The sequence below is a fragment of the Pseudonocardia asaccharolytica DSM 44247 = NBRC 16224 genome (assembly GCF_000423625.1).
Taxonomy (GTDB): domain Bacteria; phylum Actinomycetota; class Actinomycetes; order Mycobacteriales; family Pseudonocardiaceae; genus Pseudonocardia; species Pseudonocardia asaccharolytica.
Genome location: NZ_AUII01000002.1, coordinates 125,833 through 138,691, shown reverse-complemented (window position 1 = coordinate 138,691; position 12,859 = coordinate 125,833). Strand labels below are relative to the sequence as shown.

At 72.4% G+C, this 12,859-nt stretch carries 15 protein-coding genes; 4 read left to right on the top strand and 11 right to left on the bottom strand.

The window, feature by feature from the left end:
• Positions 1-23 precede the first annotated feature (23 nt).
• Both G567_RS0102765 and G567_RS0102760 read right to left on the bottom strand, forming a co-directional pair.
• Positions 24-1,190: a glutathionylspermidine synthase family protein gene (locus G567_RS0102765; protein WP_028928762.1), complete on the bottom strand. Its 1,167-nt coding sequence runs from the start codon at positions 1,188-1,190 to the stop codon at positions 24-26.
• Positions 1,191-1,814 (bottom strand): hypothetical protein, encoded by a 624-nt coding sequence (locus G567_RS0102760; RefSeq protein ID WP_028928761.1) that lies wholly within the window; start codon positions 1,812-1,814, stop codon positions 1,191-1,193.
• Between the two features lie 126 nt (positions 1,815-1,940).
• On the opposite strand from G567_RS0102760, the gene G567_RS26445 reads away from it, so the two are divergent.
• Both G567_RS26445 and G567_RS0102750 read left to right on the top strand, forming a co-directional pair.
• On the top strand, positions 1,941-3,185 hold the full coding sequence (locus G567_RS26445) for a septum formation family protein (RefSeq protein WP_084795783.1): 1,245 nt from the start codon (positions 1,941-1,943) through the stop codon (positions 3,183-3,185).
• A 19-nt stretch (positions 3,186-3,204) separates the two neighbouring features.
• A complete protein-coding gene (locus tag G567_RS0102750; RefSeq protein ID WP_028928760.1) occupies positions 3,205-3,555 on the top strand; it encodes a metallopeptidase family protein in 351 nt (116 codons plus the stop codon).
• Between the two features lie 133 nt (positions 3,556-3,688).
• On the opposite strand, the gene G567_RS26440 is transcribed toward G567_RS0102750, so the two are convergent.
• Genes G567_RS26440 through G567_RS26435 form a run of 3 tightly spaced genes read right to left on the bottom strand, consistent with a single transcriptional unit; the run spans position 3,689 to position 6,243 of the window.
• Positions 3,689-4,363 (bottom strand): histidine phosphatase family protein, encoded by a 675-nt coding sequence (locus G567_RS26440; protein WP_084795781.1) that lies wholly within the window; start codon positions 4,361-4,363, stop codon positions 3,689-3,691.
• Complete coding sequence (gene pheA, locus G567_RS0102740; RefSeq protein WP_028928759.1) at positions 4,360-5,307, bottom strand: prephenate dehydratase; 948 nt, start codon at positions 5,305-5,307, stop codon at positions 4,360-4,362. Before pheA ends, G567_RS26440 begins: the two co-directional genes overlap by 4 nt.
• A gap of 48 nt (positions 5,308-5,355) precedes the next feature.
• Positions 5,356-6,243 (bottom strand): hypothetical protein, encoded by an 888-nt coding sequence (locus tag G567_RS26435; protein ID WP_245585512.1) that lies wholly within the window; start codon positions 6,241-6,243, stop codon positions 5,356-5,358.
• Positions 6,244-6,366: 123 nt separating this feature from the next.
• Here G567_RS26435 and G567_RS0102730 point away from each other — a divergent pair, with 123 nt between their 5' ends.
• A complete protein-coding gene (locus tag G567_RS0102730; RefSeq protein WP_028928758.1) occupies positions 6,367-7,173 on the top strand; it encodes a DUF2470 domain-containing protein in 807 nt (268 codons plus the stop codon).
• Here the strand turns inward: G567_RS0102730 and G567_RS0102725 are convergent.
• Positions 7,170-7,490 carry a DUF3817 domain-containing protein gene (locus G567_RS0102725; RefSeq protein ID WP_028928757.1) on the bottom strand — a complete coding sequence of 107 codons (321 nt, stop codon included), beginning with the start codon at positions 7,488-7,490 and terminating at the stop codon, positions 7,170-7,172. The genes G567_RS0102730 and G567_RS0102725 overlap by 4 nt on opposite strands.
• Positions 7,491-7,502: 12 nt before the next feature.
• Complete coding sequence (locus G567_RS0102720; protein ID WP_028928756.1) at positions 7,503-7,916, bottom strand: hypothetical protein; 414 nt, start codon at positions 7,914-7,916, stop codon at positions 7,503-7,505.
• Positions 7,917-7,953: 37 nt separating this feature from the next.
• On the opposite strand from G567_RS0102720, the gene G567_RS0102715 reads away from it, so the two are divergent.
• Entirely contained in the window at positions 7,954-8,748 is a 795-nt protein-coding gene (locus G567_RS0102715; protein WP_028928755.1) for a CPBP family intramembrane glutamic endopeptidase, read from the top strand.
• A gap of 43 nt (positions 8,749-8,791) precedes the next feature.
• On the opposite strand, the gene G567_RS0102710 is transcribed toward G567_RS0102715, so the two are convergent.
• The 4 genes from G567_RS0102710 to G567_RS0102695 form a co-directional block, all read right to left on the bottom strand.
• Positions 8,792-9,733: a DUF5926 family protein gene (locus G567_RS0102710; protein WP_028928754.1), complete on the bottom strand. Its 942-nt coding sequence runs from the start codon at positions 9,731-9,733 to the stop codon at positions 8,792-8,794.
• Positions 9,733-10,701 carry a DUF4328 domain-containing protein gene (locus tag G567_RS26430; RefSeq protein WP_245585511.1) on the bottom strand — a complete coding sequence of 323 codons (969 nt, stop codon included), beginning with the start codon at positions 10,699-10,701 and terminating at the stop codon, positions 9,733-9,735. Before G567_RS26430 ends, G567_RS0102710 begins: the two co-directional genes overlap by 1 nt.
• A 19-nt stretch (positions 10,702-10,720) precedes the next feature.
• Positions 10,721-11,053 carry a rhodanese-like domain-containing protein gene (locus G567_RS0102700; RefSeq protein ID WP_028928753.1) on the bottom strand — a complete coding sequence of 111 codons (333 nt, stop codon included), beginning with the start codon at positions 11,051-11,053 and terminating at the stop codon, positions 10,721-10,723.
• Between the two features lie 69 nt (positions 11,054-11,122).
• Positions 11,123-12,859, bottom strand: a complete 1,737-nt coding sequence (locus G567_RS0102695) for a sodium/solute symporter (protein ID WP_028928752.1) — start codon at positions 12,857-12,859, stop codon at positions 11,123-11,125.

Below are 12,859 nucleotides of genomic sequence, written 5' to 3'. Positions count from 1 at the left end.
TGATCCTCCAGAAATGGGGAGCGTCAGGAGTTGGGAATGCGGTGCGGGACGAACGCCGCACCGTCGTCGGTCACCAGTCCCACCGTCTCGCGGATGCCCAGCCCGGCCGAGATGTCCCCGACGATCCAGGCACCCAGCGCGGGCCGGAACCCGTCGAACTCCGGCAACGGGTCGAACAGCTGGTAGACGTAGCCTTCCTCGCCGTACACGCCGCCGGTCGCGACCTCGCTGCCCGGCGAGACGATCGAGATGTTGGCGCCCTCCCGCCCCAGCCGCGGCTTGCGGACGTACTCGGTGAGCAGCCCGGGGTTGTCGAGGTAGGCGGGCAGCAGGTTGGGGTGGCCGGGGTACATCTCCCACAGCACCGCGAGCAGCGCCTTGTTCGACAGCAGCGCCTTCCACAGCGGCTCGAGCCACAGCGTCTCGGGCAGGCTGCGCACCACATGCTTGCCGAACTCGTCGGTGAGCACCCACTCCCAGGGGTAGAGCTTGAACACCGCCGACATCGGGGCTTCCTCGAGATCGACGAACCGGTCGAGCGCGGCGTCCCAGCCGATGTCCTCGATCGCCAGCCCGACCGTGTCGAGGCCGGCCTCGGCGGCCGTCTCCTGCAGGTAGCCGACGGTCAGGTGGTCCTCCCCCGAGGCGTCCGAGCCCGACCAGGTGAAATACACCTCGGAGCTGGGCAGCCCATCGGAGACCTCCCCCCAGCGCTCGACGAGCTTCTCGTGCAGGGAGTTCCACTGGTCGTCGTCGGGATGGATGTCCTTGAGCCAGTGCCACTGCAGGATCGACGCCTCCAGCAGCGTGGTCGGGGTGTCGGCGTTGTACTCCAGCAGCTTCGCCGGGCCGCCGCCGTCGTAGCGCAGGTCGAAACGCCCGTAGATGTGCGGGTCATGGCGCTTCCACGAGTCCGCGATCTTCTGCCACGACCACTCGGGCAGCGCGAAGTCGCGGAACCGCTCGGTGGTCACGACGTGGTCGACGGCCTCGAGGCACATCGAGTGCAGCAACTCCACGTCGGCCTCGAGGGAGAGCACCTCGTCCATCTCGAAGACGTAGTGCACCGACTCGTCCCAGTACGGGCGGGCCGCACCGCCCGCGCCGCGCCCCGGCGTCCCGAACACCATGCCCTGCTCGGCGACCCGCTTCTCCCAGTCCGGACGCGGGGCCCCGGTCTCACGACGCATCTACGATCCGCTCTTCGATCCGCCGCTGGAGACCCCGAGACCCCCGCGCGAGATCGTCTTTCCGGACGGTGTCTTCACCGTCGCGTTCCTCGGCTGCGCGGTGCTGCCGCCGCTGACCGGCTGCCCGATGCTGCCGCTACCCCCGTAGTTGTAGTGGTACTGGCGGCCGCCGGTGCCGATGAAGATCGGGTAGAAGCCGCCGCCGGAGTGGTAGGTGGTGTTCGACGCAGGCGTCACGCAGTTGCTCTCGTCGACGACGATGCCGGCCTGGTCGACGCAGCGCGCCTCGACCGATTCGCCCGCGTTCACCACGGAGTAGCCGACGGCGATGAGGGCGACCACGCCGACCGTCACCCCGGCGCCGATGAGGATGCGCTTGCGCCTCTTCCCGCTCGCCTCCTGCGCCGCGAGCTTCGCGGCCGCCTCCTCCCGCTCGCGGCGGGCGGCCTGCTGGCGGGCCCGGCGCTCGGCCAGCGTGGGTTCGCGGGGCACGGTGGTCTCGTCCTGGAAGCGCATCCGGCCGGTACGGTCGGGCGAACCCGGTGACGAACCGGCGGCAGGCTCGGATGACCCGTCGGGCGGCAGCTCGCCGCCCGGACGGTTGCGTTCGTCGTTCTCGCTCATCGTTCACCCCCGTGGCGCACGCTACAGCCCGAGCCCGCACGGCGTCATCGAGGTCGCTCGCAGCACCTCAGCGACCGATGGCCGCCTGATCCGCGACCACCGGAGGCACTCGTTCGAGGTAACGGCATGATGACAACCGTCATGGCCAACCTCTTCACCGCGCCGGAGAGGCAGCGCCCCCCAGCTGCCTCCCGCCGCTCCCCCGGTGACGGCCCGCAGGCGCTGGGCTCCCCCACGGCGCCCGGCGGCCCGCGACGTACCCCCTTCCACCCCGCCCGTCGAATCGTCATCGGCGTCCTGACCGGAGCATTGATCATGCTCAGCGTCGCCACGCTGGACCGGTTCGGCAATACGACAGTGCCCGTCCTCGGCTCGTTCGCCGCCCTACCGGTACCCGAGCCGACGGAGGCGGAGAAGCTAGCCGAGATCCCGCCGCCCCCCGCCACGCCCGGAACCTGCCTGAACTGGAGCCGGGCCGACGCCGCGGACACCACGGTGGTCGACTGCGCCCAGCCGCACCTGTTCGAGCAGGCCGGATCCGTGCAGCTGGTCGACCTGACCACGCTGCCCGACACGGGCGGCTGGCGTCAGCTCGTGAACGAGCGGTGCACCCCGGTCGTGCTGACCTACCTCGACGGCAAGTTCGACCCGGACGGCCGCTTCCGGGTCGGCGCGCTGAAGCCGGCACCCAGCAAATGGGCCGAGGGCGACCGCGGGCTGCGGTGCGGGTTGCAGAGCGCGTCGCGTTCCGGCGCGCTGTACCCGATCACCGGGAAGGTGGCCGAGCAGGACCAGTCCGCGGTGTACGAGCCGGGCACCTGCCTGGCCATCGACGGGCGCACGATCGGGGATCCGGTCTCCTGCGCCGGGCCACACGCGGTGGAGACCGTCGGCGTCATCGACCTCTCCGAGAAATTCCCCGACGCCTTCCCGGCCGTCGCCGACCAGGACGCCTTCCTGCAGCCCGCGTGCACCCGGATCGCGGGCCAGTACGCCGGCGGCCCCGACGTGATCAGCGAGAAGAAGCTGACCGTCTACTGGGACAACCTCACCGAGGAGTCCTGGAACGCCGGCACCCGCCGCGTCAACTGCAACCTGGCCGCGCTGCTGCCCGACCGCAGCGGCTTCGCTCCGGTCACCGGCCCGGTCAAGGGCGATGTGACGGTCGGCGAGGAACCGGCGCCGCCCGCGACGAACACCCCGCAGCCCGGTGCCCCGGCGCCGATCGAGCCCACGCCCGAGCCGAACCCGGCGCCCGTCGACCCGTCCACCCCGCCGGCGTCACCGGAACCGTCCGACCCGCCCGCCACGTCGGTGCTCCCGGTTCCGGTCCCACCGGTCACCGAGGTGCCTGCGGGCGGAACCGCCTGAGATCGGCGAGACTCCGCGGATGGGGATCTGGATGACGCGCCACCGGTTCGAGGAGCTGGTGTCCGACGCGCTGGACACGATCCCGGCCGAGCTCACCGCGGCGATGGACAACGTGGTCGTGCTCGTCGCGGACCGCAACGAGCACGATCCCGGTCTGCTCGGGCTCTACGAGGGCATCGCGCTCACCGAGCGCACGAGTTCCTACGGCGGCGTCCTGCCGGATCGGATCACGATCTACCAGGACGCGATCCTGGACATCTGCCTCGATGAGGACACGGTGGTCGAGGAGGTCGCGATCACCGTGGTGCATGAGGTGGCGCACCACTTCGGCATCGACGAGCAGACCCTGCACCGCCTCGGCTGGGGCTGAGACACCCCGCTCCCGACCACGTCATGGCTCCATAACGCGCTGGGCAGGCGGACCCCGACCACGTTATGGCTCCATAACGCGGTGCTGGCTTGGGCGGGAAGCGCGTTATGGCTCCATAACGTTCTGGACGGGCTCAGGCCGGGGCGGCGCCCGCGGTGACGTCGCCGATCAGCGGCGGCCCGCTGTCCCAGTGCGACAGGCTCCAGCCGGTCGGCGCGCCCGGGTCGTGGGCCAGCACGACCCGTCCGGTGTTCGGCACGTACTGCGTCTCGGCCAGCTCGCCGAGCAGCGCCGCGGCCGCGAGCCGGATCGCGGCACCGTGGCTGACCAGCACCACCGCGCCCCGCTCCCCGTTGCTGCGCGCGACGATCCGATCGACCGCGGGCAGGAACCGGGCCCGCAGGTCGAGGGCCGACTCCCCCCCGGGCAGCCGCCGATCCAGGTCACCGCCCCACCAGGCGTCGTAGACCTCGTCGAAGGCGGTGCGGGCCGGCAGGTCCGAACGTCCTTCCAGCTCGCCGACCAGCACCTCGTGCACCCCGTCGAGGACGGTCACACCGAGCCGGTGCGTCGCGGCCACCGGTGCCGCGGTCTGCTGGGCCCGGATGGCGCGCGAGGCGTAGACCGCCCGCACCGGCCAGCCCGCGAGCACCTCGGCGACCGAAACGGCCTGCCGCAGCCCCAACGCGTTGAGCGGCGAACCGGGCGGGACGGTGTCCAGCTCGCGGCGCACGTTGGCGTCGGTCTGGCCATGTCGCACCAGCACCAGTCGCAGGCCATCGATCCCCGCATCCTGCTCGTCCCTCATCCACACCCTCCGGTCCGCACCGCCGCCAGCCATGCCTCGGCCGCGGCGAACTCCGACTTGCCTGCCACGCTGAGCGGGACCGCGGGCGCGCCCGATCCCGCCGCCGGACCCGCCGAACCCACCGCGCGCGGGTAGGAACCGAGGAAGCGCACCTCGTCGCAGCGCCGATGCAGCCCGGCGAGGGCCTCCCCCATGGCGGGCTCGGCAACGTGCCCGCTGCAGTCGAGGTGGAACCAGTACTCCGCGTGTCGGTCCTTGATCGGGCGCGACTCGATCCTGGTCATGTCGATGCCGCGCACCGCGAGCTCGGTCAGCAACCCGAGCAGCGAGCCCGGCCGGTTCTCGGTGGTGGCGGCGAGCGTCGTGCGATCGTGCCCGGTGGGCGGCGGTGGCGGGCCTGGCGGGGCCACCAGCACGAACCGGGTGACGGCGCCAGGGTTGTCGGCGATGTCGTCGGCGAACACCTCGAGGCCGTGTTGCGCGGCGGCGACCGGCGCGGAGACGGCGGCGTCGATCTCGCCGCGGGCCACCTGCGCCGCGGCCTCCGACGTCGAGGTCGAGAGCAGGATCTCGGCGTCGGGGAACGTGCGGGCGATCCAGCCACGGGTTTGCGCGATGCCGTGCGGATGTGAGGCGACGGTGCGGATGCCGGCGACGGTCGTCCCCGGTCGCACGAGCAGCGCGAACCGAACGGCGAGCAGCGCCTCTCGCACGATCACCAGCGGCGGGTCCTCGACCAGCCCATCGAGTACCGGGGGCACGGCGCCCTCGACGCTGTTCTCGATGGGCACACATCCGGCGTCGGCCCGGCCCTCGCGGATGGCCGCCAGTACCGCGGGGTTGCCGGCGCACGGCACCAGCTCGGCGCCGCGTGACTCGGGAAGCGACCGCAGCGCCTGCTCGGTGAAGGTCCCGTGCGGACCGAGAAACGCCAGTCGGCTCACATCCTGCGACTCTAGCCGGGGCCGCGGACCCGACCTGCAGTCGGTACGTCAGGCGAGCAGGCCGAGCCCGGCGAAGGCGTCGGCGGGTGCCGGCTCCGGATCGGCGCCGCACCGCGAGAGGAGGCCGCGCACGTCCAGGACCGCCCGCTCGGACAGGCCCGCGAGCTCTCGGGCCAGCACCTCGCCGTCGGTGCAGCGCAGGGCGGTGGCGATATCGCCCGCGTGCAGGGCCCTCGCCACCGTGACGAGCAGGTTGAGCATTCCGTGCTGGGCGCCGTCCTCCGCTGCCGGACGCACGACCTGGTTCACGCCGAGCACCGTGAACCCGCAGCCGGCCTCGACCACGACCTCGATGAAGCGTGCCACCTCCGCGTCGCTCGGAACGTCGGACGGGCGAGGCCCACCGCAGCGCAGCTTGGGGGCACAGCCGTTCTCGGCCACCCGGCGCACGGCATCGAGCCAGGCGTCGATCTCGGCGGGGTTGCCGCTCAGCGGCCGCCGCGGCTCGATCACCGGCAGCACGTCCTCGGGGACGAACTCCGAGACCCGCTCGAGCCAGACCGCATCGACGTCGGGCGGCGCGGCCGTCTCGACGGTGCGCGGGGTCAGCAGGCCGGACCGGGACAGCACCATGGACAGCGCCTTGGGCACGGCCCCGAGCCCGGTGTCGACGACGAGCGAAAGGTCGACAGGACGGTTCGGCGCCAACCGGGCCAGCTCGGTGACCAGCGCGGACAGCCGCGAGACCGGGCACACCAGCTGGCCGATCATGCCGCCGTAGCGACCGTCCCGGGCCGAGAGATAGCGCGCGACCACCGCATCGACCCCCGGGGCGAGCATCCGAGGCAGCAGCAGGCTGATGTCGTCGACCAGGTCGGCGAACAGCGGAGGGATCGACCAGGGCCCGGCTGAACCTCCCGATGGCACCGTCGTCACGGAACGAGACGCTAACCCGTCGCTCACATTCATCTCACATCGGGTGAGGCGGGACGGATCCGTCCTGGACAGGGCCTTGATCCGGAGGTTAAGTTAGCCTCACCTAATTTCGGAGGTGAATCGTTGGGCAACACCCGGATCCGACGCCCGCCGGCACCCACGGCCGCCGAGCGCGCCCGCAGCCTCGCAACCCGCAGCGACAGCGTCGCGTTCGTCGGCACCAGCACCCCCGAACCCGTCGCCGTGGCCGTCCACCATGTGGCGGCCGACGGCTCCGCGACGCTGCTGCTCGACGACAACGCCCCGCTCCTGGAGCAGATCCGCCGCGCCGCCCGCGGCGAGCTCCCGGTGATGCTCGAGGTCACCGACCGCGCACCGGTCGAGCTGCGCCAGCCCGTGCGCGGACTGCTGTGGATCAGCGGCTGGCTGCGCATCCCGGACCCGGAGACCGCCCGCCGGACCGCGGTCTGCATTGCCGAGGTCCACCCGCACCCTCGACTGCTGGATCTGGGGCATGGGGCAACGCTCGTGCGACTCGACCCCAACTCCGCCGTGCTCTCCGACGCCGAGGGCAGCGCGGCGCTCGCGCCCGTCGAGCTCGCCGCGGCGCAGCCCGACCCGTTCTGCCAGCTGGAGCGGCGTTGGCTCCGCCACCTGGAGGAGGCCCATCCCGAGGCGTTCGTGGCGCTGGCCCGGCATCTGCCACCCGCGCTGCGGTCCATCCAGGGCGCGCAGGTCCGACCGCTCGGGATGGACCGTTGCGGGCTGCGGCTGCGGGTGGAAACCCCAACGGATGATCACGACGTTCGGATCGCGTGGCCGCAGGCGGCCACCACCGTCGAACAGCTGCGGCGGCAGTTCGGGCTGCTGGTGGGCTGCCCGTTCCGCGGCCTTGGCCTGCCCGACACCCAACCCGGCCTGAACCCCTAGCCCATCGTGGCGAGGGCGGTCTCCTTGATCTGCCGGGTGACCTTGCGCTCGGCGACGAAGGACGCGATCGGGATCGTCCCGGCGAGCAGCACGACCAGCGCACGGACCGGCTTCCACCGGCAGCGCTCGGCGAGCAACAGGGTGCACACGATATAGATCATGTAGAGAAAGCCGTGCAGCATGCCGATCACCGCCACCGGGCGCGGATCACCGAAGAGGTACTTCGCCGGGATCGCATAGAACGTCAGCAGCAGCAGCCCGACACCGGTGACCCAGGCTGCGACCCGGTACGCGCGCAGCGCGATCGCGATCGACACTCTCGACCTTCCTCACTCGTCCTGCTGGGCAAGCCGGGCCAGCATCCGGTTGTACTCGGCAAGCTCCGGATCCTCGTCGTCGGTGACCGAAGGCGCGGGTGCGCTGCGGATCCCGAATGGCGAGAACGTCGGCTCGGCCCGCCGTGGCACGGGTAGTTCCGGCTCGGGTGTTCCGGAGCCCGCCGAGTCGCCCTCTTCGAGGCTCTTCAGCCGTCGTACCTCGAGCCGCAGGAACCGCCACCACATGTACCCGAAGAACACCGCGAAGACCGGCCATTGCAGGCCGTAGCCCACGTTGAGCGCCGAGCCCATCGCGGATCCGGCCTTGCCCCACTGCCACATGGCCAGCCAGCCGCAGGTGGCCATCGCGCCGAGGGTCAGCAGGTGCCAGGCGATCCACCGTGGGGAGAGGATCAGCTGTCGCACGGTGACCAGAGTACGCCGACGGGTAACGTCACCGAACGTGACCGACGGCCTCCGCAGCTGGCTCGCTCCGCCGCCCGCCGCCGTCCCCGTGATCGACGACCCGGCGCGACGACGGCTCGTCGTCACCGAGATTCTCGTCGTCCTGACGGTAACGCTGGGGCTCTCGGCGCTGCGGGGCGGATTGTCGCTGGTCGACGCGCTGCTGGCGCCGATCCCGCTCAACGAGCAGCAGGTCGCGCTCAACGCGCCCGCGGCGCGGGCCGGGCTCGTCGATCTCGCGTTCCAGCTCACCCGGGTCCTGCAGCTCGTCGGCTGGGGCGCGCTCGGGGCATACCTGTTGATCCGCGGCGGGCTGGCACTGCGCGCCGTCGGCCTCGACGCCCGCAGGCCGGTGCACGACGCCGGCGCAGCGGTCGGGCTGGCCGCCCTCATCGGCATCCCCGGGCTCGGGCTCTACCTGCTGGCGCGGGCGATCGGGGTCAGCGTGACCATCGCGCCCACGACACTGGACGACACCTGGTGGCGACTCCCCGTGCTCCTGCTGGCGGCCGCGGCCAACGGATGGGCCGAGGAGATCGTCATGATCGGCTACCTGCTGACCCGGCTGCGCCAGCTCGGCTGGTCGGAGAACCGTTCGGTGCTGGCCGCCGCCGTGCTGCGCGGCGGCTACCACCTCTACCAGGGCCTCGGCGGGTTCGTCGGCAACGTGGCCATGGGGCTGGTGTTCGGCCGCTACTGGCAGCGCGCCAACCGGCTCTGGGCGCTGGTGGCCGCGCACACGCTGATCGACGTCGTGGCCTTCGTCGGCTACGCCGCGCTCCCGCGCCCGTGAGTGCGTAACAGTGTTCTAACACTGCTACGCACTCACGGGTGGCTCAGCGCAGGGTGATCTGCTTGCCCAGCAGGGCGTCGCGGGACCGACGCTCGACATCGGTCAGCGGCTCGTCAGCCAGCCCGGCGACGGTGGCCTCGAGGCGGGCGGCGAAACCGGCGGCCGGGGCGACCCATTCCTTGGGATGCGACTCCCGGTCGAGGTCCCAGACCGGGACGACCAGCCCGTGCGCCCGGAACGCGCCCGCGTAGCGGGTGCCCTCGGCCAGCGCCAGCTCGCCGCGGGCCTGCAACCGGGCCAGCGCGGCCATCAGCGTCTCCTCCGGCTCGGGGCGCACCCAGCGCAGATGGGCCTTGCTGCCGGTGTCGACCCAGTACGCGGCGCGCACCCCCTCCGCGATGACCGGCTCCGTCGGCATGATCACCGAATTGGCCCGCTCCAGCGTCGCCTGGATCTCCGGGCCGGGCTCGCCGGCGCTGCGGTCAAGCCACCAGCCGAAGTCCTGGTGCACCGTGAGCTCCAGCGGCGCCTCCGGATCCAGCACGTCCTGCAGTCGCACCAGAGCATCCCCGCCGATGCCGGGTCCGACCACCGGCAGCGCGCTCCCCGGCGCCGCCGACTGCGCCCACCGCAACGCCCTGGCCAGGTCGGCCGACAGGTCGCCGGAGCGGGTCTGCATCTGCATCGCGAGCAGGATCTCGCCGCTGGGCCGGACCAGGGCGGCGGACGCCCCGGGCAGCACGGTGGCGAGCGTGACCGGAACGTCGGGCGCCTCGCGCAGCGGCAGGGGCGCCACGGCCGAGGGCAGGAACTCGCGCATGGCCACCAGGTCCGGCTCGGCCGCCAGCCCGGCGAACGGCCGCGTGACGATCACGTCGTCGCCGCGGCCGTGGCAGGCCTTATACCGCTTGCCCGATCCGCAGGGGCAGGGACGGCGGGGGTTCTCACCGGGGGCGGACTCCCGGCTACGTGTCTTCTTGGCCATCAGGACGCCGACCGTAGCGGGTGCCTCGGGCTGGAGCGGTGGGTGGCCGGTGGGTACACCGCGACCAGCACCTCGCGACGCATCTCGCGAGGCGGCTCGAGCAGGCGGGTCAGCCGGTGCACGACCAGCGCGGTGACCACCGCCGTGGCCGCCGCAACCAGGTCGAGCACCGCGTGCAGCACGACACCGTCGGCCATCGCCTGCACCCCGGAGCGAAACGACCACGCCAACACCACAGCGGTCAGCACCAGGCCGGCCACCCACAGCGCCCACCAGATCAACAGCAGGCGCGAGGGACGGGGCCGGGCATCGGCCGCTCGGTCGAGGCCGCCGTGCTCGATCTCGGCGAGCACCGCGCCGGGTACCGACAGGTTCACCCCGGGAACCACCCAGCCCAGCACCATCGCGCGCGGCGAGCGGGACGGGACGTACCCGCCGCGTTCGGCCGCCGCCTGCTGCGCCCGCACCGACCAGCACACGACGAGGACGCCGGCGACCAGACCGAGCACCGCGGCGAACCAACCCACCCCGACGACCAGCATGTCCGACGCGGCGACCGCGCCGGCCGCCAGCGCACCCGACCGGCTTGCGACCAGCAGCCCGTAGCGCCATGCCTCGGCGCCCGCCGCGAGCACCGCGACGACCGCCAGAACCCACAGCACCATGGTCGCGGTGTGCGCGATCGAGCGGACGGCCGCGACCGTCCGCGGCGGGTCCGGCTGCTCCGCGGCGCCCCACGGCCGGACCGGGAACCCCCACAGCGGCGGGACCTGATACCGCGGCGGCCCGGCGTATCCGGACCGCCCCCGGGGTGGCACCGGCAACTCCGACGCGGACGGCGGCGGCTCGGCCACCCAGCGCAGCGGCGCCAGATACCGCCCGCAGTACGGGCAGAACGGACCGGCCGCCGGCGCGGACTGACGCCCGCAGCGCGAGCACGTCAGCCACTGCGGTCGGTGGGCGGACACGGCAGGCACCGGGTTGCGGCTAGATGATCTCCGGGGCGCGGCCGCCCTCGGCCACGATCTCCCGGCCGAGACCCGCCCATGCCTTCATCCCGCCGTCGACGTTGACGGCCGGGTAGCCCTGCGCCGCCAGATAGGCGACGACCCGGGCGGAGCGGCCGCCGGAGCGGCAGACGACGTAGAGCGGATCGGAGTCGGGCAGCTCGTCGAGCCTGCCGGTCAGTTCCGACATCGGCAGGTGCTCGGCGGTCGGTGCATGACCGGCCGCCCACTCGTCGGCCTCCCGGATGTCGAGCAGGGCAGCGTCCGCGGGCAGGTCGGCGGCCGGGACGGCTGGGACGGCGGGACCAGTCATGCGCCAAATCCTCGCACGCCCGGCGTCATGCACGGGTGAGCGACCGGGCCCGATCGGGGAGCGCCGCACTCACCGATCGTCGCGCGCGTCGAACCTGGAGGCGGTGAGGCCGAGCCGCTCCGGGGCGTGCAGCCGCAGCAGCGTCCGGTCGACGTCGGCGGGCACCCCGGAGCGGGTCAGCAGGCTGACCACGATCATCGTCAGGAACGCGGCGGGCACGGTGACCGCGGCCGGCCGCAGCAGCAACACGCCGAGCAGCCCCGGCCGCACCGACGCGAACAGGCTCACCGCGACCGCGGCCGCCGAGAGGCCACCGCCGACCAGGACGCCGGCGATCGCGCCGGCGGGCGTCAACCCCCGCCACCAGATGCCCAGCACCAGCAACGGGCAGAACGTCGAGGCGGCCACGGCGAACACCAGCGGAACGGTCAACGCGAAATCCAGGCGGGTGACCGTGAGGGCCAGCACGATCGGGAGGATCGAGGAGAGCACCGCGGCGAACCGGAAGTCGCGCAGCCGCCCGGTCAGCACATCGGTGAACAGCACCCCGGCCAGGCTGACGACCAGCCCCGACGACGTCGCCAGGAACGCCGCCGCCACCCCCGCCGCGACCAGCCCGCTGATCATCCAGCCGAACCAGCCCGCACCCAGCGCGGCCGTCGGCATCATCAGCACCGCAGCGTCGGTCTGCCCGGTGACCAGCAGTTGCGGGGTGTAGAGCCGGGAGAGCGCGCCGAGCTGCGTCACCAGCAGATAGAGCCCGCCGATCATCGCGATCACGAGGACGGTCGTGCGGCGGGCGGCCTCGCCGTCGGGATTGGTGTAGAAGCGGACCAGCACGTGCGGCAGCCCCATGGTGCCGAGGAATCCGGCGATCAAGATCGAGTAGATCTCCAGCAGCTGGTTCGGCGCCGAGCCCGACATCGGGTTGAGCCACTCCTGGTCGGTGATCGGGGAGCCGACGGGGGTCGGCACCTCGGTGCCGGACGCGAACCGCAGCGAGCTGCCCGCCCGGATGACGTGCTCACCCGGCTCCCAGTGCACCTGCCCCTCCACCTCGTGGCCGTCGACCTCCCCGGTGGCGTTGAAGGTCACCGGGCCGCCGACCTGCAGCACGACGTCGGTGCGGATGCGCACCGAGGTATCGACCGGAAACTGCGGCGCCGAGGGCCGGTCGAAGGTGCGGGCGTCGGACAGGAACAGCCCGCCGATGATCAGGGCGGGCACCGCGACCGAGGTCAGCTTGAGCCAGTACTGGAACGCCTGCACGAAGGTGATCGACCGCATCCCGCCACCGATCACGGTCAGCACGACGACGATCCCGGCCCCGGCGACCCCGATCCAGCCCGGCAGCCCCGTCAGGATGGTCAGCGTCAGCCCGGCACCCTGCAGCTGCGGCAGCAGGTAGAGCCATCCGATGAGCAGCACGAACAGCGTGCACACCCGGCGCAGCCGGGACGAGCCGAGCCGGACCTCGGCGAAGTCGGGCACCGTGTAGGCCCCCGAGCGGCGCAGGGGCGCCGCGACGAACAGCAGCAGCGCGAGATACCCGGCCGTGAAGGCGATCGCGTACCAGAGCGCATCGGCGCCCTCCCGCAGGATCAGCCCGGCGACACCGAGCAACGTCGCGGCGGACAGATACTCCCCGGAGATCGCGCTGGCGTTCGCGAGGGGACCCACGGTGCGGGAGGCGACCAGGAAGTCCGAGGTGCTGCGGGCGACCCGCACCCCGAGCGAACCGATGATGGCCGAGATGACGCCGACCAATGCGATCGCCGCCAACGCGATGAGTGCTGATGTGCTCAA